We start from the raw sequence: 20,055 nt of genomic DNA on the forward strand, positions 1-20,055 counted from the left end.
TGATGTTCGACGATCCGGCGACGACGGATCCCTACGCCGGCGCGGTCACCTGGGACCGGGCGGGCGACGCCCGGATCGCCGTGCTCTACCCGCCGTACGTCCCGCTCGTGCGCACGCACCTGAACGGGCTGCGGGCGCTGGTCGAGCGGCGGCTGACCGAGCCCGCTTCGGCACCGGGGCCGGATCCCAGGCTGGCGCTGCTGGTGGAGCGGATGCGCGAGACCGGTGCCGAACCGCAGCTCGAGCCGGAGGTGCTCGCCGACGTCCGGACGCGGCTGGACTGGGCGTTGTCGGTGCTGCCGGAGCACGGCGGGGTCCTCGAACTGCACACCCCGATGCACCAATGGTGGTGGGGACGCGCGCTGCTCGACGTGTGCACGGCGATCACCGCGCTGCTCGGTGCGTGGCTGCGCGGCGAGGCGGTCGACGGGCAGCACTGTCCGGACGACGCGACGTGGTGGATGTGGATGGCGCAGATGCGGTGGCTCGACGCTCAGTTCGTGGAGCCGCTCAAGCCGAGCTGAGTAAGGGAGTGACCTGTGGGGGTTTTGGTCGTCACCGGCGGCAGCCGGGGCATCGGGGCGGCGATCTGCGAACTGGCCGCGACTCGTGGCTACGACGTGGTGGTGAACTACTCCGGTGATCCGTCCTCGGCCGAGGAGGTCGCCGAGCGGGTGCGTTCCCACGGTGCGCAAGCGCTTGCGCACCGCGCCGACGTGTCCGACGAACAGCAGGTCAGCGAGCTTTTTTCGGTGGCGGCCGAGCTGGGGCCGATCGTCGGCCTGGTGAACAACGCGGGCATCACCGGCAACACCCCGGGGAGGCTTGACGAGCAGAGCGTCGAGACTGTGCGCCGGGTGCTGGACATCAACGTCACCGGCGTTTTTCTGTGCTGCCGAGAGGCGGTGCGGCGGCTGTCGACGCGCTACGGCGGGTCTGGCGGAGCGATCGTGAACATCTCGTCCACCGCGTCGCGGACCGGGTCATCGGGCGAATGGGTGCATTACGCGGCGTCCAAGGCCGCGGTCAACTCGCTCAGCTTCGGCCTCGCGCAGGAAGTCGCCGAGGAGGGGATCCGGGTCAACGTCGTGTCGCCTGGCCTGGTCGAGACCGGATTGCATGCCGCCGCGGGGATGCCGGACCGGCCCGAGCGATTCAGCGCCCTGATCCCGCTCCGGCGCGTGGGCCAGCCGGAAGAAATCGCCGCGGCCGTGCTGTGGCTGTTGTCCCCGGAGGCGTCCTTCACCGTGGGAGCGGTGCTCGAGGTCGGCGGCGGCCGCTGATCGATCTCGGACAGTGAGACGCCCGGAGACGGGCAGATCACGATTGACCCCGGAACTCGGTCAACTCGCCCGTAGCGGTTGTCCCGGTGTGCGAGTCTGGAACGAGGGGTTGAAAGGACGGCCGCGAAAGTCATGCCCAAGCTCACGTCTGTGCACCATCTGGCGCTCACCGTGACCGATGTGGACCGAAGCGTTCCCTGGTACGTCCGGGTGCTCGACCTCGAGGAAAGCCATCGGCGCGAAGACCCGGAAACCGGGGTGCGCAAAGTAGTTCTGCGTTCGGCGGGAGACGGTTTCTCCGTCGTGCTGGTCCAGCATCCGATCGCGGTGAGACCCGCGTTCGACGAAAGACGCACTGGTCTGGACCACGTCGCGTTCTCGGTTTCGTCGCGTGCCGAGGTCGCCGAATGGGAGGACCGCCTGCGGGAGTACGGCGTCTCCTACTTGCCCGCGACGCAGTCGCAGACCTTCGAAGGTTCGGCGGTGATCGTGTTCCGCGATCCGGACGGCATCCAGCTGGAAGTCTGGTCCGACCCGGCCTGAGAACTCAGGCGTGCGCGTCGTCGGTTTCGTCGACCGGACGGCGCATCTCCTGGCGATAGCGCAGCACGCCGTACGCGGTGCCGAACACGAAGAACGCGATGCTCACCCACAGCGCCGCGGTCTTGACCCACGGAATGGCGTCGAGCAGACCCGCGCCGTAGTAGCCGAGCAGCACCAGCGTCGGCACCCACAGCAGCCCGCCGACGGTGGTGGCGAGCAGGAACCGGCGCGAATCCATCCGCGCGGCTCCGGCGATGAGCGGGGCCAGCGTGCGGATCCACGGGATCCACCTCGCCGCGACGATCGCGAAGAAACCCTTGCGGTCCAGGAACTCCTGTGCGCGCTCGAGGTTGCGCCGGTTGAGCATCCGCCCGCCGCGGCGGGCGATCAGCGTGGTGCCCGCGCCGCGGCCGATGTAATAGCCGATCTGGTTGCCGAACACGGCGGTGAGCAGCGCGGCCCCGGACAGCAGCCACGCGTTGAGGTCCGATCCGTGCTGCGCGAGCACCACGCCCGCGCCGAACAGCAGCGAATCGCCGGGCAGGAAGAGCCCGATGATGAGCGCGCATTCGATGAGCACGAACGACAGCACGATGACCCAGACGAGCACCGGGCCGGCGGTGTCCAGCCAGCTCAGGCCGATTCCCGCGGCGTGCGCGGGCTGGGCGGCGTCGAGGTTCACGCGAAGAGCCTACGTGGCTGGGACCGGCTGCAGTACGCAACCATCGAATCCTCCGCATTCGGTGACTTTGGGTATTCCTGGGATAACCAGACTGTTCACCCTTTTCGCCCAGGACAACGAACAGGCCGCCCGGAACAGTTCCCGGGCGGCCTGTCGCGGTTTTCTCTAGAACTGCGGCAGGGACTCGCCCTGCACCGCCTCGATGTCCAGCTCCACCTTGACGGTCGTGCCGATCGCGGCCACGCCGGCCCGCACCATCGCGCTGTAGTTGATCGCGAAATCGTTGCGGTGCAATTGCGTTTCGGCGTGGAACGCGGCACGCACGCCGCCCCACGGGTCCGGGCCGTGCCCGGTGTAGCGCAGGTCGAGCGTGACGTCGCGGCGTTCGCCGTGCAGCGTCAGCACCCCGCGCAGCGCCCAGTTGTCCGTGCCGAGCTGGGAAAGCCCGGTGCTTTCGAACGTGATGAGCGGATACGCGTCGACGTCGAGGAACTCGGCCGAACGCAGGTGGTCGTCCCGCATCTTGATGCCGCTTTCGATGCTGCCCGCCTTGATCTCGGCGTGCACCGTCGACCGCTCCACCGGGCGGGCGACCTCGATCCGCCCGGCCACGTCCGGGAACCGCACCTTGATGCTCGCGATGCCCATGTGCCGCGCGGTGGCGACCACCGACGAGTGCATCGGGTCGATCGTCCACGGACCCTCCGGCGGCAGCTCGACCGCGCCGGAAACCGGCACGAGCGCGATGTCGCCGAGCAGCCCGGCCCCGTCGGAGCCGATCTGCACGGTGCGGGCCAGCGGCGTGTACCCCGGCGCGGTGATCACGGCGGTGTAGACGCCCGGGGGCAGCGGGTCAGTGACCACTGCCCCCTTCGCGTCCGTGACCTGCCGCGCGACCTGGCGACCGTTCAAGTCGGTGACCGTGAGCACCGCGTTCTCGACCGGCCATCCGCCGTTCGAGCGCAGCTGTGCGCGCAGGCCCCCGCTCATGACCGGTCGACCAGCTCGTCGAGCGCCTGGTCGTAGCTCAGCCGCACGTCGTGCTGCGCCTCGCCGTCGTTCAGCGTCACCTGGCTGGTGGCGGGCGGGTAGCCGCTCGCCACGACCGTGTAGGAGCCGATCGGCAGGTCGCTGACGACATACCGGCCCTCGCTGTCGGTGCGGGCCACCGCCGCGACGTTGCCGTTCGCGTCGAGCACGGTGATCCGCGCGTCCGGCACGATCCGGTCGCCCTCGGTGCGCGCGACGCCCTGGAGCAGCACCGCGCCGGCGAGTTCGACGTCGTGGCGCAGCACGCCGCTGTCCGGCACCGTCAGCGTGACCGCGACCGGGCGGTAGTGCGGGCCGCTCGCGACCAGCGTGTACTGCCCGGCGCCGACGCCGCTGAAGGTGTAGACGCCGTCCTCGGTGGTGATGAACGCGCCGTTGACCTCGCCGCGCGAGTCGGTCAGCGTGACCGTCGCGTTGGCCAGCGGGGTCGCGGTGCCGATCGAACGGACCACGCCGGTCAGCTCGCCGGAGCCGGTGAGCGTGACGTCGAGGTTCGCCGGGTGCCCGCCGACCACCACGCTGGAGGCCTGCGGCTGGTGCCCCGGAGCGGACACGATCAGCACGTACGTTCCCGGACCCTGGGTCGGGATCGAGTAGCTGCCGTCGCCGTTGCCGGTCGCCCGCGCCACCTGACGGCCCTGCTGGTCGATCAGGGTCAGCGCGGCCGCGCTCACGTGGCTGCCGTCCTGGCGGCGCACGTGACCGGTGACCGGGACGCCGCCCGAGCCGGTGGCCGTGCCGAATTCGGCGTCGGCCAGCGAGTTGGTGATCGGCATCGGCCGGGCGTCGGCCACCGCCTGCGCGTCGCCGTGGCCGTTGGTCAGGGCGTGCCTGCCGCCGACACCGGCGAGCACCGGCTCCTTCGGGGTCTCCTCGAACAGCGAACCCGTCTTCAGCTCAGCGGTGTCGTCCGCAGCCGGGACCGGAGCGGTCTCGTCCAGGTCCAGCAGCGCCTCGCCGCCTTCGACGGCGGCCGCGGCCGGGTTCATGCCCGCCAGCGGGATCTCCTTCATGAACAGCAGCACCAGCGTGGCCAGCAGCGCGACGCCGCCCGCGACCCAGAACACCGTGGTGATGGACTCGGTGAAGCCGATCAGGATCGGCGTGCGCACCGCTTCCGGCAGCGTCTGGATGACGCTGGTGTTGCTCGACAGGTCGCCGAGGTTGCCGCCCGCGCCCGGAGGCATGTGGCCGCCGAACGCCTTGGTGATGTTGCCCGGCAGCACGTTGAACAGAATCGTCAGGAACACCGCGACACCCGCGGTACCGCCGATCTGGCGGAAGAACGTGGCCGACGCGGTCGACACGCCCATGTCCTTGCGCGGGCCGGCGTTCTGCACCGCGATGATCAGCGTCTGCATGCACTGGCCGAGGCCGAGGCCGATGATCAGCGCGGCCACCAGCGGGTGCCAGATCGGGGTGTCGTACTTGACGATGGCGAAGAAGAACGCGCCCGCGGCGATCAGGATCGTGCCCACGACCGGGAAGATCTTGTAGCGCCCGGTCTTCGAGGTGATCCGGCCGGAGATGATCGAGCTGGACATGATGCCGACCATCAGCGGCAGCATCAGCAGACCCGATTCGGTCGGCGTGTAGCCCTGCACGACCTGCAGGTACTGCGGGATCATCGTGATCGCGCCGAACATCGCCACGCCGACGATCACGCCGCCGATGATGGCCACGGTGAAGGTCGAGTTCTTAAACAGCCGCAACGGAATCAGCGCGGCGTCCTTCATCAGCTTCTCGACGACGATGAACAGCACGATGCCGACGCCGCCGATGATGTACATCCAGATCGACTTCTGGTCGCCCCAGCCCCACTTCTGGCCCTGTTCGGCGACGATCAGGAACGGCACCACGGCGATGACCATGGTGAGCGCGCCCCACCAGTCGATCTTGTGGTCGTGGCGGCTGTGCGGGACGTTCAGCACCTTCGCGACGACGAACAGCGCGACGATGCCGATCGGCACGTTGATCAGGAACACCCAGCGCCAGCCGTGCAGGCCGGCCAGGCTGTCGAAGCCGGCGAAGAAGCCGCCGAGCACCGGGCCGAGCACGGTCGAAATACCGAACACAGCGAGGAAGTAGCCCTGGTACCGCGGGCGTTCCCGCGGCGGGACCACGTCGCCGATGATCGTCATGGCCAGCGACATCAGACCGCCGGCGCCGAGACCCTGCACCGCGCGGAACGCGGCCAGTTCGTACATCGACGTCGAGAACGACGCGGCCGCCGAACCGACGACGAAGATCGCGATCGCGGCGAGGTAGAACGGCTTGCGGCCGTAGATGTCGGAAAGCTTGCCGTAGATCGGCGTGGCGATCGTCGACGTGATCAGGTACGCCGTGGTCGCCCACGCCTGCAGGTCGAAGCCGTGCAGGTCGTTGGCGATCCGGACGATCGAGGTGCCCACGATCGTCTGGTCGAGCGCGGCGAGGAACATGCCGCACATCAGGCCGCTGATGATCGTGACGATTTGGCGGTGAGTCAGCCGCGGACCGCTCTCGCTGTCGTCAGCGGGCGCTCCCCCTCGCGACTGAGGTTGTTTTTCAACGGTGGACGTCATGCGTTCGAGGCCCCCTTGGCCTGTCCCGCCGCCGTGATTTCGGACAGCGACGGATTGTTCTTTTCGATACCTGTGTTGAGCCGCGCGAGAAGCTCGTTGAGCGTCTCGCGCTCCTCCTGGCTCCAGTCGCCGAGTACTTCGGCCAGCCACCGGGCGCGGTGCTTGCGGTTTTCGTCGAAGACCCGCAGGCCTTCGGCGGTCGGGGCGAGCAAGCAGGCGCGGCCGTCCTCGGGGTCGGCCTGCCGTTCGACGAGTCCGTGCTGCACGAGCGAGCTGGACTGCCTGCTGATCGTGGAGATCTCCGAGTGCAGGAACTCGGCCAGCTTGCTGGTGCGTTGCGGACCTTCGTGGACGAGGCAGAAGAGGATCGCGTACGCGGCCCGTTCAATCCCGTCCGGACCGTGCTTGGCGACCTGGGACTTCGCCTTGGTGATCAAGCGCATGAACCGGACCAGCTCGTGTCCGAGCTGGTCGGCAAGGTCGAGGTCGGCCTCGGGCCTGACGGCGGAGTTCTGAGGTGCCATGTGGGTCTTCCTTGGGGTGGAGCAAACCATTGGTTGGCGACTGCAACTAGTTGCCTCAAGCAAGAGTGTGCCCGTACGGCGTATTTCGCAAGCGGCCGACCCATGGTTGTGTCACATGACACTTTAGTTGCCGCATGCAAGCAGATTTCAACCGGAGAGGTAACGTCCGGTTTCTCCCGGTATGCGGACGCCGCTGGTCACTCGGGGTTTCGGAGCGGGAACAGATCCTTCTCGCCGGGCCTTGTAGGGGTATGACTGACGACACAGCGCTCTACGACCTCATCGCGGCGGGCAAGCAGGGGGTCCTGGCGACCCTGAAGCGGGACGGCCGTCCCCAGCTGTCGACGGTGACGCATTACTTCGACCGCGACGCCCGCCAGCTGCAGGTGTCGATCACGGACGCGCGCGCGAAGACGAAGAACATGCGGCGGGATCCCCGGGTGAGCTACCACGTGGCGTCGTCGAATGGCTGGTCGTACGCGGTGGCGGAGGGTCGGGCGGTGCTGTCGCCGGTCGCCGCGGCGCCGGACGACGAGGCGGTGGAGGCGTTGATCGCGCTGTATCGCAAGGTCGCGGGCGAGCATCCCGACTGGGCGGAGTACCGGGCGGCGATGGTGGCGGATCAGCGGCTGGTGCTGACGGTGGAGATCGAGCGGGTTTACGGGTTGGCCCGCTGAGTTTTTCGGCTGGGTTTGCTGGGGTTTGCGGTCTGTGAAGGACTCCTTGAGGGAACCTGGGCCCCATGTCCGGAACTTAAGCCGCGTGACCTCGGCCCGCTGATCGTCCACAGAGGACGCTAATGGCGCCGAAATACCCGATTCGCTGCCATGTGACTGTGTCTTGAAGTCCTTTGCGGACCACAGCCCGCCTTGCGCTCCCGGGCCCTGGGCTCAACCGGACCGAACCAGTCGAGCCGCGGAACAGCGCCAGCGGTGCGTCCACGTCACAGCCTTAAGTTCCCGGCATGGGGAATCGGGGTCCCCCTCGCGGACGTGAGGCCGGGCGCAGCGGTCCCAGCGACTCAGCTTTTCCGGTGCCCCGCCGCGACTGTCGCCTTGGCTGGTGCTCCGGCCTGGATCCGGTCGGCGATTTCGTCGATCTGCGCCAGCAGGCTTTCCGTCGCCTCTTCGCCCAGTGCCGCGCGCATGTAGAGGCCTTCGCCGACCAGCATCACCAGCTCCGCCGTCAGCGGGTCCTCGATGTGCTCCAGCATCAGCGCGCGGGTGCGCTCGGTGCAGCGCCGCGACACCTCCGCCGCGATCGGGTCGTTGAGCACCAGCCGGATCGCGGCCATCGTCGTGCGGTGCAGCGCGAGGTCGCTCGTGACGTCGGTGATCGCCGAGCGCAGGTAGTACCGGACCACGCCCTCCGGTGCGCTCCGCGCGCGTTCGAGATCGTCGTCGGTCAGCCGCTCCAGGCGTTCGAGCAGGCCGTCGCGCAGGGCGTCCTTCGAGCCGAAGTGGTAGAGCAGGCCGCCCTTGGACACCCCGGCGTGCGCCGCGACGGCGTCGAGCGTGATCTCGGTCGGGCCGCGGTCGGCGAGGATGACCTCGTACGAACCGAGGATGCGTTCACGTGCTGAAGGTTTAGCCATCGCCTTGACTATACCGTCCAGACGGTTTACCTTCTACCTCAGGAACGAAACTGTACCGTCTGGACGGTATAAGAAAGGAAGAGTGCGCCATGGTGAGGCGCGGAGGCCAGTGGTGGGCTTTGGCGGTTCTGGTGCTGCCGGTCCTCTTGATCAGCGTGGATACGACAGTCCTGGGCTTCGCCCTGCCCTATCTCAGCGAGGACCTCGCGCCCACGGGCGCGGAACAGCTGTGGATCGTCGACGTCTACTCGTTCGTCCTGGCCGGCTTGCTGGTCTTCATGGGCACGCTGGGCGACCGGATCGGCAGGCGGCGGCTGCTGCTCATCGGTGGTGCGGCGTTCGGCGCGGCCTCGGTGCTGGCGGCGTTCGCCACGTCGCCGCTGATGCTGATCGTCGCGCGGGCGCTGCTGGGCGTCGGCGGCGCGACGCTGATGCCGTCCACGCTGTCGCTGATCCGCAGCATCTTCACCGAGGACCGCACGCGGCGCACCGCGGTCGCGATCTGGAGCGCGGCGTTCTCCGGCGGCATGGCGGTCGGCCCGGTCGTCGGAGGCTGGCTGCTCGAGCACTTCTGGTGGGGTTCGGTCTTCCTGATCAACGTCCCGGTGATGGTGCTGCTGCTCGTCGCGGGCCCGCTGCTGCTGCCGGAGTTCCGCGACCCGAACCCGGGCCGCTTCGACCCGTGGTCGGCGCTGCTGTCGCTGGGCACGATGCTGCCGGTCGTCTACGGCGTGAAGATCGCCGCGACGGAGGGCATCACCTGGCCGGCCGGTTTCGCGATGGTGGCCGGGCTCGCGCTGGGCACCGCGTTCGTGCGCCGGCAGCGGCGGCTCGAGCAGCCGATGCTGGACCTCGGCCTGTTCGCCAACCGCACGTTCGCCGGTTCGGTGATCACGAACCTGCTGGGCGTGTTCGCCCTGGTCGGGCTGCTGTTCCTGCTGCCGCAGTACCTGCAGCTGGTGCTCGGCCTGACCCCGCTGGTCGCGGCCTTGTGGATGCTGCCCGCGACGGTCGCGGGTGTCGTCGGCGCCCTGGCAGCCGCGTGGCTCGCCCGCCGAGTCCGGGTGCCGGTCCTGGTCAGCCTGGGCCTGCTGCTCGGCGCGGCTGGCTTCCTGGTCCTGACGACCATCGGGGCCGACGCCGGATTGGCTGCGGTCGTGGTCGCGTTCGTCCTGGTCGGCGGCGGGGTGGCGCTGTCGGAAACCCTCACGAACGACCTCGTGATCTCCGCCGCCCCGGTCAACCGCGCCGGTGCCGCGTCGGCGATCTCGGAAACGGGCTACGAACTGGGCGGCGCACTGGGCACGGCCCTGCTGGGCAGCCTCGCCACGGCGGTCTACCAGTCGGGCCTGCCCGCCACCACGCCCGCCGCGGCCCACGACACCCTTGGCGGCGCGGTAGCCACCGCGCATTCTCTGCCCGCTGCCGAAGGTGCGGAGTTGCTGAGCACCGCCCGCGAGTCCTTCGTGACGGCGTTGCACACGAGTGCGTGGGTGGGCGCCGCGATCCTCGTGTACACGGCGGTGCAGGCGTACTTCTTGTTGGGACGCCGTCGGAATCGCCCGCAGGCACCTCAGCCGGAGGAGGCCGTGATGTCGGCGTGATCCCGGCCCGTCGGGCAGGCGAGCAAGAGCTGCCTGCCTGACGGGCCGCGCAGTTTCTGTTGGCGGGCGTGGAAAACGCTTCCGGGCGGGCGGCAATCCGTCGATGCTTGACGAGTGCGGGTGCCGTCCTGCTCGAGATGCGGGAACGGGCGCTGAGACGAGCGGAAACCTTTGGTGCTGCTCGGATTCCGCTTGTGCGGCTCAGTGAAGCGCTTGCCGCTCGAAGTTCTTCGGGCACAGTCGCGAGGTGCTCCGCCGGATCAGTAGTTGCTTTCCGGCCACACGGAATGGCTCCGCTCGACGGCGAGCGCTCCCGGTTCAGCGGCGGTCGCTGGTCCGGGCGAGGATCTCGCCCGGACTAAGACCTGGTCTCAAAACTTAAGGGTGTGCCACTGCGTAGCCTGCCGGTCCTGGTCGTCGATCGTGGGCAGTCGTGGCGAAGACGACGCAGCAGCGACGGGGTCGAAGACCGGCTCTGGGAGCTGATCGAACCCCCGATCCCGTCCCGACCAGCGGCGCGCGGTCCCGGGTGGGCGGCCCCGGATCGATGACCGTGCCGCGCTAGAGGGGATCTTGTTCGTGCTCGACACCGGCTGCCGCTGGCGAGACCCACCCGAGCAGCTCGGATGCGGTTCCGGGCACACCGCGTGGCGGCGGTTATGTGAGTGGCAGGACGCCGGCGTGTGGGACCGGCTGCACCAGCTCGTGCTCGACGAGCTGTCCAACATCGACGAGCTCGACTGGACCAGAGGCTGCATCGACGCGGTGCCAGTGCGGTCGAAGGGGGGTGAGCTGACCGGCCGCAGCCCACTGACCGGGGTAAAGCTGGCTCCGAGTACCACGTTCTGTGCGACGCGAACGGGCTACCGCTGCACATCATGTTGTCGGCGGCAAACACCCACGACAGCATGCTGTTCGAGCCGCTGCCGGACACGAACCCGACCGTGCGCGGCCACCACGGCCGGGCGGGCCGGCCACGATGCCGACCGGACAAGCTGCACGCCGACAAGGGCTACGACTACCGCCGCTGCCGCCGCTGCCTGACCCGCCGCGGTATCAAGGTCCGTATCGCCCGGCGCGGGATTGAGGGCAAGTCCCGCCTCGGCCGGGTCCGCTGGGTTGTCGAACGCACCATCTCCTGGCTGCTGCGGTTCAAACGCCTCGGGCTGCGCTACGACCGGACCGAACGCACCACGCTGGCGCTACTCACGCTGGCCTGCACCGTGATCAACGTCCGCCGGCTCATCAAGATCGAGCTCTGCGACCAGGTCTAACGCATCCATTCACTCGTTTGGGATACATCGGTAGCTCTGTGTCGTCGGGTGGGGTGACTGGTGAGTTTCTGAGCGCGGAGCAGGTCCTCGGGTCGGCACGGGGCCCCGTCACCACGAGGGAGATCGATCTCCTGGAGGAGGCTGCAGCCCGCGTTGCTGACGGCATCATCGACGGGGATGAACGAGCACTCTCGTCGGGAAGTGATCAGCCATCGGTGGGGCCGCCTCTTCAGAGGCGTTCGATGCGGTCGGCCTGCGGGCCCCGGTCGCTCTGACGCACCGCGTACCGGACCCGGTCGCCCTTCTGCAGCGGCTCCGACCCCATGATCGCGGACGCGTGGGCGAAGAGATCGTCGCCGCCTGCGTCCGGGGTGATGAAGCCGAAGCCGCGGTCGTCGTCGTAGCGCGCGACGACGCCCTCGCCGCCTCGTACGGGCGCGTCCCGCGCCGCCGGCCCTGCGGCCGCGGCAGGTGCCGACCGCTGCGGCGCCGTCTGGGGCTCAGCACCCCGGACCAGCTGCACGTCGCGGGCCTGCGGGCCCTTGTCTCCACTAGCCACCTCGTAGGCGACGCGGTCGCCCTCCGCGAGCCACGTCAGCCCCTCGGCCAGGGCCCGAGCGTGAACGAAGACGTCCCCGGCGCCGGAGTCGGGGTTGATGAAGCCGAAGCCCTTGTCCTCGTCGTACCAGGCCACCGTGCCGTCGGCACCGTCCGCGATACCAGCCGCAGCGGGTGAGCCGGCCCCTGCTCCCAGCGGGATCACGTGCCCGGCCTGCGGGCCGCGCTCGCCTTCGACGATCAGGAAGGCCACCCGCTGCCCCTCGGTGACCACGCCGCCGGTCACGATGGCGGAGCTGTGCACGAAGATGTCGGCGCCGCCGCCGTCCGGCGACGCGAAGCCGTACCCCTTGCCCGGCTCGTACCAGTTGACGGTGCCGAGCAGGCCCACGGCGCTGCCGGTGGCCGCATCGGCGGTGACGCGAACGCGCAGCGCCTGGGGCCCGCGGTCGTTCTCGCCGACCTCGAACACGACGGCCTGACCCTCGCGGAGCACTTTCGCGCTGCCGTCCCCGACGATCTCGGAGGCGTGCACGAACACGTCCGGCGAGCCGTCCTCGGGCGCGAGGAAGCCGAAACCCCGTTCGGCGTCGAACCAACGGACGGTCCCTTGCAGCATCAAAGTCTCCAGGTCGAGAGGGCGGGCACTGGCCCCCAGTCTCTCTGACAGACCTCCGGTCCGCCGGGCCGGGCCCACAGGCGGGCGGTGCGGAGCCAGGGGCGGGCCGTTGGTTCCCCTAGCGACACGCCGAGTTTTGAGACCAGGTCCCGCGGGAACGGCGGCCGGGGCGCGGTGGACCTCGGCATCGCGCCGGGCCGGTCGGCAGGGGCGAGAACTTCCGTGCGTTAGTGGGAAAACCTCTCGGTGGGGGCGAGAACTTCCGTGCGCTAGTGGGAAACCCCTCGGTGGGGGCGCGAACCCCCGTGCGCTAGTGGGAAACCCCTCGGTGGGGCCGAGAACCCCCGTGCGCTAGTGAGAAAAGCCCATTGAGGTGCTCGCTGCACGAAATTCCTCACTGGCGAGAGGGAGTCGCTTGTCTGGGAGCGGATGCCGTCCGGCCCAAGCCGCACGCGGGCGGGCAGGATCGGCTCCGCCGGTCAGCCCAGCGAAGCGCTGGCCGCGCGAAGCTCATCCAGTGCGGCCACCAAATACTCCGCCGGATCAGCGTCATCCCCGCGATCGCTCTCCGACCACTCGAAATAACCCCGCTTGAAAGCCAGCACCCCCAGCTCGCTGGCAAGCGCCGCGGTCGCGTCGGGCAGACCTCGGGCGGTCAGGGCGGCAGTCATCGCCGCGGCGAGGCCGACGCTCTTCAGCGCGTCCCGTTCCTGGAGTTCCGTACTGGCCGCGACGGCAGCCTTCAGCCGAGGGGCGAGCTCCCGGTTCATCGGGCCCATCGCGGTCGCGGCGCGGCGCAGACCTCCCGCGACCGCTTCCAGTGGGCTGGCGTCGGCGGGTGCGTCGGCGATGCCCTCCGCGAGCAGTCGGCTCAGCGTTTCCTGTCCGGCCACCAGCAACTCCCGTTTGTCCGGGAAATGCCGGAAGAACGTGCTCTTGGTGACGCCGGCGCGCTCAGCGATCTGCGCGACCGTCGTGGCGTCGTAGCCCTGTTCGGCGAACAGGTCGACGGCCGCTACGACCAGCCGTTCGCGCGCTCCGGGTTCCCATCGGGCCATAAAACCATCCTATGTGATGAGACCTTTGTCCCGTCACCCTGGTAGCGTGTGACGGGACAAGAGTCTCATCACTGTGAGGGAGAAATCCATGCGCGTGTTCGTCACCGGAGCGACCGGTTTGATCGGCTCCGCTGTCGTCGCCGAACTGCTGGGCAACGGCCACTCCGTCCTCGCGCTCGCTCGGTCGGAAGCCTCCGCCGCGGCGGCCGAAAAGGCTGGTGCCGAGCCGGTGCGGGGTGCGCTGGCCGACTTGGACGTCATCCGCGAGGCCGTGGCCAAGGCCGACGGGGTGGTTCACCTCGCCTTCGCCAATGCGTTCAGCAGCGACGAAGCCCTCGCGAACGCGGTCGCCGAGGAAACGGCGGCGCTCAAGGTGCAGGCTGAGGCGCTCGTCGGAAGCGACCGGCCGTTGGTCACGGTTTCCGGAACGCCGTATGCGCCGGGTCGCGCGTCGACCGAGGCTGATCCGGTTTCGACTGACGGGCCCGTCGGCGGGAGGGGGCGCACGGTCGCCGAGGTGCTGGGGTTCGCGGATCGCGGGGTCCGGACGTCCGCGGTACGCCTGCCGCGCACGGTGCACAACAACGGCGAGGGCGGGTTTGCCGGTCTGCTGACCAACATCGCCCGGCAAACGGGAGTGTCCGGTTACCCGGGCGACGGCTCGCAGCGCTGGCCGGCGGTGCACGCGCTCGACGCGGCGGTGCTCTTCCGGCTCGCTCTGGAGAAGGCGGAGCCCGGTACGTCCTGGCACGCGGTCGCTGACGAAGGCGTTCGGGTCGCTGACATCGCGGCGGTGATCGGACAGCGGCTGGGGCTCCCGGTCGAATCGGTGCCGGAGGCGACTTACGGGCCGCTCGGTCCCATTTTCGCGACCGATCAGCCCTCCTCCAGTGCGCACACCCAGCAAGCGCTCGGCTGGGCGCCGAAACACCCCGGCTTGGTGGCGGACCTGGAGAATCTTCAAGGCTGATTTTGCGGTTCCGGCAAAGAACCTTGTCGTTCGACGCGTTCAGCGGAATCGTGAACGGCGGAGGTGGTAGCGAAAATGGCTCCGTCCGGAAAACCCGAAGCACCACAAGACGCGCAGTTCTGGGAAGACCTCTACCGCAGCCGCGAGCAGGTCTTCAGCGGCGAGGCCAACGGCGTGCTCGTCACCGAGGTCGAGGGGCTGCCGCCGGGGCAGGCGTTGGACGTCGGGTGCGGCGAAGGCGGGGATGCGCGGTGGTTGGCCGCGCGCGGCTGGCAGGTGACGGCGCTCGACATCTCGCGCACCGCGTTGCAGCGGGCGGCCGCCGCGCACGCCGGGATCGCCTGGGTGTGTTCGGATCTGGCCGCGAGTCCGGTTCCGGCGAGGGCGTTCGACCTGGTCAGCGTCCAGTATTTCCCGCTCCGTCACGACGACGGGGTGGTGCGGAAGCTGCTCGACGCGGTCGCGCCCGGCGGGACCTTCCTTTTCGGCAGTCACGACCCGCGCGACCTGGGGCCAGAGCACTCCGGCTACTGCCAGCCCGACGACATCGCGCGGGTTCTCGGCGACGAGTGGACCGTCCTCGTCAACGAGAGTCGGCCGCGGGTGTCGCCTGCTCCGCCAGGGACGGGGCACACTCGCGACACCGTCCTGCGCGCCCAGCGGACCAGCTAATATCGGAATTAATATTCCGCACTGCGAACATCCCGGTTTACCATGCGGGAATGAGCAACGACGCCCTCCTCCAGCGGCTTCGGGACGACCTCGGCCCGGCCGCGGTGCTCACCGACGCTGACGTCACCGACGCCTACGCGCGCGACATGATGCCGCTCGCTCCCTCGGGGAAACCGCTGGCGGTAGTGCTTCCGGCGGATACCGCGGGAGTGCAGGCGACTGTCCGGGCTTGTGCCGAAGCGAGAGTCCCCATCGTGCCGCGCGGGGCGGGCAGCGGGCTTTCCGGCGCGGCCAACGCGATCGACGGCTGTGTCGTGCTTTCGCTGACGAAGCTGAACGAGATCGTCGAGGTCGACGCGGGCAACCGGCTCGCCGTCGTGCAGCCGGGCGTCGTCAACCTCGACTTCCGGACCGCCGTCGAGAAGCACGGCCTGTTCTATCCGCCCGACCCCTCCAGCTACGACTGGTGCACCATCGGCGGCAACCTCTCCACCAACGCCGGCGGCCTCTGCTGCGTGAAATACGGCGTGACCACCGATTCGGTGCTCGGCCTCGAAGTCGTGCTCGCCGACGGATCGCTGCTGAAAACCGGCCGCCGGACGGTGAAGGGCGTCGCGGGGTACGACCTCACCAAGCTGTTCATCGGCAGCGAGGGCACGCTCGGCGTCATCACCCAGGCGACCGTCTCGCTGCGGCCGCTGCCGCAGGCCCCGGCCACTTTTGTCGCCGGGTTCAACACCACCGAGGCGGCCGGCGAAGCGGTCGCGCGGGCGGTGCGCGAGGGGCTGGTGCCGTCGCTGCTGGAGATCATGGACGCGGCGTCGATCAAGGCCTCCGAGACCTACCTCAACACCGACCTCGGCGCGGGCTCGGACTGTCAGGCCCTGTTACTCGGCCAGTCCGACGCCGGCGGCGAGGCGGCCCGGCGCGAGCTGGCACTGCTCGAGCAGATCTGCACCGACTGCGGCGCGGACCTCGTCTACGCCACGGACGACCTCGAAGAGGGCAAGATGCTGCTGCAGGCCCGCCGCGTCGTGCTGACCGCGCTGGAGACGTACGGCGTCTGGCTCACCGACGACGTCAGCGTGCCCCGCACCCGGATCGCCGAACTGATCCGCGGCTGCGAGCGGATCAGCGAGAAGGTCGGGCTCAAGATCGCCGTCGTCGGCCACGCCGGGGACGGGAACATGCACCCGACCATCGTGTACGCGCCCGATTCCGAGGACGAGTTCGCGCGCGCCCAGCAGGCGTTCGACGAGATCCTCGAGGTCGGCCTGTCGCTTGGCGGCACGGTGACCGGCGAGCACGGCGTCGGCAAGATCAAGCGCGAATGGCTCGCCCGCGAGATCGGCCCGGTCGGGATCCGCGTGCACCGGCAGATCAAAGCGGCCCTCGACCCGGAAAACCTCTTCAACCCGGGCTCGATGTTCTCGATGACCGACTGACCCCCAGCGCGGCCCCGGTGCGCGATGCGGAGGTCCGTGAGGGGAACCCTGAGGGAATCAGAGTTCCTCAGGGTTCCCCTCACGGACCTCCGCGGGAGTGAACTCGCCCCATATCGCGCGCTACTGAGAAACCCGGCAACGACGAAGCGGCGTCCGGAAAGTCCGGACGCCGCTTCGGTAAGCCAAGAAAACTCAGTCGCGCACGCGCGGGATCTGCTGCGTGACGTCGGCGGAATCGTCGGCCGGGCGGGCCTTCTTCTCTCGGCGGCTCTTCAGGTACTCGATGGCGATCGGCACCACCGACACCAGCACGATGAGGACGAAGATCGCGTCGACGTTGTCGCGGATGAAGCCGATGTTGCCCAGCAGCGACCCCAGCACGGTGATGCCCGCGGCCCAGAGGACGCCGCCGAGGACCGTGTACGTGAAGTAGCGCTTCGGGTCCATCCGGCCGATGCCCGCGATCCAGGTGATGAACGTCCGCACGAACGGCACGAACCGGGCCAGCACGACCGCCTTCGGCCCGTGCTTCTCCAGGAAGCCGTGCGTCTTGTCGACGTACTCCTGCTTGAAGAACTTCGAGTCCGGCCTGCTGAACAGCTTCGGCCCGACGAAGTAGCCGAGGTAGTACCCCACGACGTTGCCCAGCAGCGCGGCGACCGTGACCAGCACGCACACCAGCCACAGCGGAGCCTTCAGCGTGCCGTTCGCGATGAACAGGCCCGCGGTGAAGAGCAGCGAGTCGCCGGGCAGCACCGGGAAGATGCTGCTCTCGATGAAGATGATCAAGCACAGCACGGCGATCACGGGCGCCGTCAGCCCGTTCAGCAGATGCTGCGGGTCCAGCCACGACGGCAGCAGGGACATGGTGGTCACTGTGTTCTGGGCGAGAATCACACCGAAAACGGTACAGGGTGACTCACGGTGGCCTCATCGGGCAAGGAATCGCAGGTCATCGGTGTGGGATCGGGGTTAAGAACTCGGCCCGGGTGTGCCCTGTCGGAGTGGCCGTCCGGGCAAAAGGGGCGGATCCCGGCCTCAGATCAGTGTCAGCAGGCCGATGACGGACCCGGCGGCCAGTCCCAGCAGCACGGCCAGCAACAGGACCCAGTGCGCGGGCAGGGGGCCGCTCTGCGCCGCCTGGACGGGACGGCGGACCGTCGCGTCGCTGGCCCCGACCGGCGGGATCGAGCCGGTCGTGCCGGGCGAGGTGTAGTCGGCCGCGTCGAGGGCGGCGCGTTCGCGGGCGAGCGAGTCCGCCCCCGCGCCGGACAACAGCCCGTAGTTGGGCGGCAGTTCGGTGGTCGGGCCGGTCTGCGACGGCGCGCCGGTCTGGGCCGAGGCGCCGAACGACCCGGTGCCGGACGCCGGAGCGGGACCAGCGGCCGGAGCGGCGTTGAAGGAGCCGGTTCCTACGGCACCAGGGCCGGAAATACCGGGACCACCGGCCGCGCTGAACGAACCCGTGCCGGAAGCACCAGGCTGGACCGCGCCCTGCGCACCGGTCCCGGACCCGGCCTGCTCGTCGACCGGGTTCGCCACGACGTGCGGAGCGAAGACGGCTTGTGCACGCAGCGCGTCGGCCAGTAACCGTTCCGGGTCTTTCGGCTCGCTCATCCGCTCCGTCCGCCTGTCGAAGTGCTAGCTCGTCACGTACTCAAGGTAGCCCGGCCCGCCTCGGCCACCCATTCGCCCCGGTGCAGCACCCTGGACGGGCGAAGGTCGTCGTCCAGGATCACGGCGTCCGCGGCGAGGCCAGGACGCAGCGCACCGGTGCGGTCGGCGATGCCGAGCAGTTCGGCGGGTCGCGCCGACGTCGCCCGGACCGCGTCCAGTACGTCGAGTTTCGCACCCTTCACCAGGTTGCGGAAGGCGTTGTCCATGGTCAGCGTGCTTCCGGCGAGTGAACCGTTGTCCAAGGTGGCGACGCCGTCGTGGACGTCGACCGCCAGCCTGCCGAGGGTGTAGCGGCCGTCGGCGGCGTCGGTGGCCGACATGGCGTCGGTGATCAGCACCGTCCGGCCGCGGCCCGCGTGCTGCGCGGCCAGCCGCACGACGGTCGGGTGCAGGTGCACCAGGTCGCAGATCAATTCGACCGTCACGCGCTCGTCGTCGAGCAGCACGCCGACCGGGCCCGGCTCGCGGTGGTGCAGCGGGCGCATGCCGTTGAACAGGTGGGTGGCGACCGTCGCGCCGGCGTCGATGGCCGGAACCAGCTGGTCAGCGACCCCGTCAGTGTGGCCGATCGCGGCGATCACGCCCGACTCCGCGAGCTGCCGGACCGCCTTGACGCCACCGTTCAGCTCCGGAGCCAGCGTGACCATCCGGATGGAGCCGTGTCCGGCGCGCAGCAGCTTCTCGACCGTGCCGGTGTCCGGTTCACGCAGAGTGTCCGGATCGTGCGCGCCGCAGCGGGCGCGCGAGATGAACGGGCCCTCCAGGTGGATGCCCGCGAGGTCGCCCTCCTGCACGAGTTCGCGCAGCGCGGCGATCTGCTCGGTGAGCAGGTCGATCGGGTCGGAGACCAGGCTCGCGAGCATGGTCGTGGTGCCGTGGCGGCGGTGGGCGCGGACCGCGGTGCGGATCTCGTCCGGGTCGAGCGTCGAGAACGAGGCACCGCCGCCGCCGTGGCAGTGGGTGTCCACGAAACCCGGCACGACCAGCGCCCCGGCGACGTCGACCGTCGCGGCGTCCGGGCTGCTCGGGGGCGTGCCGGTGCCCACCGCGGCGATCTGTCCGCCGGACACGGCGAGCCAGCCGTCGTCGAGTACGCGGTCCGGGGCCACGACGCGGCCGCCCGTGATGACGAAGTCTCCGGGGTGTTTCACGCGGTCCAGCATATATTGGTCTGGACCAGAGAGGGCCGACCAGCGCGAGATTGGTCCGCCCAGGTCACTGGGGCGGCTGCATCGCCTTCTGTAACGCCTCAAGCGCTCGGCTGGCGGTTGACTTCACGGTGCCCTTCGAAATGCCCGCGGCTTCCGAAATCTCCGCTTCGCTCAGCCCGCCGTAGTAGCGCAGCACGAGCACCTCGCGCTGGCGCGGCGGAAGCTTCGACAGCGCGTTGACCACGGCCTGGTGCTCGCTGGAAAGCATCGCGAGGCTTTCCGCGGACCGGGCGTTCACCGCGTGCGGGGGCACGTACTCGCGCGCGGTCTTGCGCCGCCGCAGCACGCTGCGCGATCCGTTGACCACCGCGGTGCGCAGGTAGCCGACCGCCGCCGCGGCGTCGCGCAGCCTGCCCCAGTTGCGGTGCAACCCGGTGAAGGCCTCCTGCACGACGTCCTCGGCCGTGGCCGGCTCGTCGACCAGCAGGATGGCGAGCCGCACGAGCCGCATCCGGTGCTGCCGGTAGAGGTCTTCCAGGTTCAACGGGGCGGTCGGCGGCTGCGCCGGGACCGGCCCGTCCATGGTCCGCAGGTGGCCGAGGGTCGCCTCGACGCTGCGTTCCGCGTTCCCCTCCAGCATGTATCCCCGCCTGTCCTCGACGTGTCCGCTCAGCAGGCCCGTTGGCGCGCGATGGGCTCAGCGTGCACACAGGTTCCGCCCGCGCCCAGCCTATCGGGTCGGCGTTGCGCTGCCACCGCTCGCATGGTGCGTCCGCCCGGCGGTCAC

19 protein-coding genes and 2 pseudogenes are annotated in these 20,055 nt (G+C 69.4%); 9 read left to right on the plus strand and 12 right to left on the minus strand.

Annotated elements, in window-relative coordinates; translation table 11 throughout:
* The first annotated feature begins 2 nt into the window (after positions 1-2).
* The 3 genes from ABZX37_RS18055 (at position 3) to ABZX37_RS18065 (ending at position 1,826) form a co-directional block, all read left to right on the plus strand.
* Positions 3-524: a hypothetical protein gene (locus tag ABZX37_RS18055; RefSeq protein WP_354740768.1), complete on the plus strand. Its 522-nt coding sequence runs from the start codon at positions 3-5 to the stop codon at positions 522-524.
* 15 nt (positions 525-539) lie between these two features.
* Positions 540-1,283, plus strand: coding sequence for an SDR family oxidoreductase (locus tag ABZX37_RS18060; protein WP_354740770.1), 744 nt, complete (start codon positions 540-542; stop codon positions 1,281-1,283).
* A gap of 132 nt (positions 1,284-1,415) precedes the next feature.
* Positions 1,416-1,826: a VOC family protein gene (locus ABZX37_RS18065; RefSeq protein ID WP_354740772.1), complete on the plus strand. Its 411-nt coding sequence runs from the start codon at positions 1,416-1,418 to the stop codon at positions 1,824-1,826.
* Positions 1,827-1,830: 4 nt separating this feature from the next.
* On the opposite strand, the gene ABZX37_RS18070 is transcribed toward ABZX37_RS18065, so the two are convergent.
* The 4 genes from ABZX37_RS18070 to ABZX37_RS18085 all read right to left on the minus strand — a co-directional run bounded on the left by ABZX37_RS18070 (position 1,831) and on the right by ABZX37_RS18085 (position 6,646).
* The gene (locus ABZX37_RS18070) at positions 1,831-2,508 is read right to left on the minus strand and encodes a DedA family protein (RefSeq protein ID WP_354740774.1); all 678 of its coding nucleotides are present in this window, start codon (positions 2,506-2,508) and stop codon (positions 1,831-1,833) included.
* 165 nt (positions 2,509-2,673) lie between these two features.
* Positions 2,674-3,498, minus strand: coding sequence for a YceI family protein (locus tag ABZX37_RS18075; RefSeq protein ID WP_354740776.1), 825 nt, complete (start codon positions 3,496-3,498; stop codon positions 2,674-2,676).
* Positions 3,495-6,122 (minus strand): MFS transporter, encoded by a 2,628-nt coding sequence (locus ABZX37_RS18080; RefSeq protein ID WP_354740778.1) that lies wholly within the window; start codon positions 6,120-6,122, stop codon positions 3,495-3,497. Before ABZX37_RS18080 ends, ABZX37_RS18075 begins: the two co-directional genes overlap by 4 nt.
* Entirely contained in the window at positions 6,119-6,646 is a 528-nt protein-coding gene (locus ABZX37_RS18085; protein WP_344266566.1) for a MarR family transcriptional regulator, read from the minus strand. The genes ABZX37_RS18080 and ABZX37_RS18085 overlap by 4 nt, the downstream gene beginning before the upstream one ends.
* 251 nt (positions 6,647-6,897) lie before the next feature.
* Here ABZX37_RS18085 and ABZX37_RS18090 point away from each other — a divergent pair, with 251 nt between their 5' ends.
* Positions 6,898-7,323, plus strand: coding sequence for a PPOX class F420-dependent oxidoreductase (locus tag ABZX37_RS18090; protein ID WP_354740780.1), 426 nt, complete (start codon positions 6,898-6,900; stop codon positions 7,321-7,323).
* Between the two features lie 344 nt (positions 7,324-7,667).
* On the opposite strand, the gene ABZX37_RS18095 is transcribed toward ABZX37_RS18090, so the two are convergent.
* Positions 7,668-8,240, minus strand: a complete 573-nt coding sequence (locus ABZX37_RS18095) for a TetR/AcrR family transcriptional regulator (protein WP_354740782.1) — start codon at positions 8,238-8,240, stop codon at positions 7,668-7,670.
* Between the two features lie 89 nt (positions 8,241-8,329).
* On the opposite strand from ABZX37_RS18095, the gene ABZX37_RS18100 reads away from it, so the two are divergent.
* Together ABZX37_RS18100 and ABZX37_RS18105 are read left to right on the plus strand one after the other, a co-directional pair.
* Positions 8,330-9,844 carry an MFS transporter gene (locus tag ABZX37_RS18100; protein WP_354740784.1) on the plus strand — a complete coding sequence of 505 codons (1,515 nt, stop codon included), beginning with the start codon at positions 8,330-8,332 and terminating at the stop codon, positions 9,842-9,844.
* Between the two features lie 482 nt (positions 9,845-10,326).
* A pseudogene (locus ABZX37_RS18105) lies at positions 10,327-11,118 on the plus strand (IS5 family transposase).
* 229 nt (positions 11,119-11,347) lie between these two features.
* On the opposite strand, the gene ABZX37_RS18110 reads toward ABZX37_RS18105, so the two are convergent.
* From ABZX37_RS18110 to ABZX37_RS18120, 3 genes and pseudogenes are all read right to left on the minus strand, one after another.
* Entirely contained in the window at positions 11,348-12,067 is a 720-nt protein-coding gene (locus ABZX37_RS18110; RefSeq protein WP_354740902.1) for a cold shock domain-containing protein, read from the minus strand.
* Between the two features lie 30 nt (positions 12,068-12,097).
* A pseudogene (locus tag ABZX37_RS18115) lies at positions 12,098-12,295 on the minus strand (cold shock domain-containing protein); the annotation flags it as partial.
* 479 nt (positions 12,296-12,774) lie between these two features.
* Positions 12,775-13,353 carry a helix-turn-helix domain-containing protein gene (locus ABZX37_RS18120; protein ID WP_354740786.1) on the minus strand — a complete coding sequence of 193 codons (579 nt, stop codon included), beginning with the start codon at positions 13,351-13,353 and terminating at the stop codon, positions 12,775-12,777.
* Positions 13,354-13,441: 88 nt separating this feature from the next.
* Between ABZX37_RS18120 and ABZX37_RS18125 the strand changes: the two genes are divergently transcribed.
* The 3 genes from ABZX37_RS18125 to ABZX37_RS18135 all read left to right on the plus strand — a co-directional run bounded on the left by ABZX37_RS18125 (position 13,442) and on the right by ABZX37_RS18135 (position 16,440).
* Positions 13,442-14,323, plus strand: coding sequence for an SDR family oxidoreductase (locus ABZX37_RS18125; protein ID WP_354740788.1), 882 nt, complete (start codon positions 13,442-13,444; stop codon positions 14,321-14,323).
* A 75-nt stretch (positions 14,324-14,398) separates the two neighbouring features.
* Positions 14,399-14,995: a class I SAM-dependent methyltransferase gene (locus ABZX37_RS18130; protein ID WP_354740789.1), complete on the plus strand. Its 597-nt coding sequence runs from the start codon at positions 14,399-14,401 to the stop codon at positions 14,993-14,995.
* A 50-nt stretch (positions 14,996-15,045) separates the two neighbouring features.
* On the plus strand, positions 15,046-16,440 hold the full coding sequence (locus ABZX37_RS18135) for an FAD-linked oxidase C-terminal domain-containing protein (RefSeq protein ID WP_354740790.1): 1,395 nt from the start codon (positions 15,046-15,048) through the stop codon (positions 16,438-16,440).
* 192 nt (positions 16,441-16,632) lie between these two features.
* On the opposite strand, the gene ABZX37_RS18140 is transcribed toward ABZX37_RS18135, so the two are convergent.
* The 4 genes from ABZX37_RS18140 to ABZX37_RS18155 all read right to left on the minus strand — a co-directional run bounded on the left by ABZX37_RS18140 (position 16,633) and on the right by ABZX37_RS18155 (position 19,908).
* Positions 16,633-17,337, minus strand: a complete 705-nt coding sequence (locus tag ABZX37_RS18140) for a VTT domain-containing protein (protein ID WP_354740791.1) — start codon at positions 17,335-17,337, stop codon at positions 16,633-16,635.
* A gap of 141 nt (positions 17,338-17,478) precedes the next feature.
* Entirely contained in the window at positions 17,479-18,057 is a 579-nt protein-coding gene (locus tag ABZX37_RS18145) for a hypothetical protein (protein ID WP_354740792.1), read from the minus strand.
* A gap of 32 nt (positions 18,058-18,089) precedes the next feature.
* A complete protein-coding gene (gene nagA, locus ABZX37_RS18150; RefSeq protein WP_344266539.1) occupies positions 18,090-19,280 on the minus strand; it encodes an N-acetylglucosamine-6-phosphate deacetylase in 1,191 nt (396 codons plus the stop codon).
* Positions 19,281-19,332: 52 nt separating this feature from the next.
* On the minus strand, positions 19,333-19,908 hold the full coding sequence (locus ABZX37_RS18155) for a SigE family RNA polymerase sigma factor (protein WP_051172562.1): 576 nt from the start codon (positions 19,906-19,908) through the stop codon (positions 19,333-19,335).
* Positions 19,909-20,055: the final 147 nt, after the last annotated feature.

It is taken from the genome of Amycolatopsis sp. NPDC004079 (genome assembly GCF_040610415.1).
GTDB classification, from domain to species: Bacteria; Actinomycetota; Actinomycetes; order Mycobacteriales; family Pseudonocardiaceae; genus Amycolatopsis; species Amycolatopsis halotolerans.

Bases quoted from the DNA above. Each gene is read 5' to 3' on its own strand.
- ABZX37_RS18055 (WP_354740768.1), top strand. From the start codon at position 3: ATGTTCGACGATCCGGCGACGACGGATCCCTACGCCGGCGCGGTCACC.
- ABZX37_RS18065 (WP_354740772.1), top strand. From the start codon at position 1,416: ATGCCCAAGCTCACGTCTGTGCACCATCTGGCGCTCACCGTGACCGAT.
- ABZX37_RS18075 (WP_354740776.1), bottom strand. From the start codon at position 3,498: ATGAGCGGGGGCCTGCGCGCACAGCTGCGCTCGAACGGCGGATGGCCG.
- ABZX37_RS18080 (WP_354740778.1), bottom strand. From the start codon at position 6,122: ATGACGTCCACCGTTGAAAAACAACCTCAGTCGCGAGGGGGAGCGCCC.
- ABZX37_RS18085 (WP_344266566.1), bottom strand. From the start codon at position 6,646: ATGGCACCTCAGAACTCCGCCGTCAGGCCCGAGGCCGACCTCGACCTT.
- ABZX37_RS18090 (WP_354740780.1), top strand. From the start codon at position 6,898: ATGACTGACGACACAGCGCTCTACGACCTCATCGCGGCGGGCAAGCAG.
- ABZX37_RS18095 (WP_354740782.1), bottom strand. From the start codon at position 8,240: ATGGCTAAACCTTCAGCACGTGAACGCATCCTCGGTTCGTACGAGGTC.
- ABZX37_RS18100 (WP_354740784.1), top strand. From the start codon at position 8,330: ATGGTGAGGCGCGGAGGCCAGTGGTGGGCTTTGGCGGTTCTGGTGCTG.
- ABZX37_RS18120 (WP_354740786.1), bottom strand. From the start codon at position 13,353: ATGGCCCGATGGGAACCCGGAGCGCGCGAACGGCTGGTCGTAGCGGCC.
- ABZX37_RS18125 (WP_354740788.1), top strand. From the start codon at position 13,442: ATGCGCGTGTTCGTCACCGGAGCGACCGGTTTGATCGGCTCCGCTGTC.
- ABZX37_RS18130 (WP_354740789.1), top strand. From the start codon at position 14,399: ATGGCTCCGTCCGGAAAACCCGAAGCACCACAAGACGCGCAGTTCTGG.
- ABZX37_RS18135 (WP_354740790.1), top strand. From the start codon at position 15,046: ATGAGCAACGACGCCCTCCTCCAGCGGCTTCGGGACGACCTCGGCCCG.
- ABZX37_RS18145 (WP_354740792.1), bottom strand. From the start codon at position 18,057: ATGAGCGAGCCGAAAGACCCGGAACGGTTACTGGCCGACGCGCTGCGT.
- nagA (WP_344266539.1), bottom strand. From the start codon at position 19,280: ATGCTGGACCGCGTGAAACACCCCGGAGACTTCGTCATCACGGGCGGC.
- ABZX37_RS18155 (WP_051172562.1), bottom strand. From the start codon at position 19,908: ATGCTGGAGGGGAACGCGGAACGCAGCGTCGAGGCGACCCTCGGCCAC.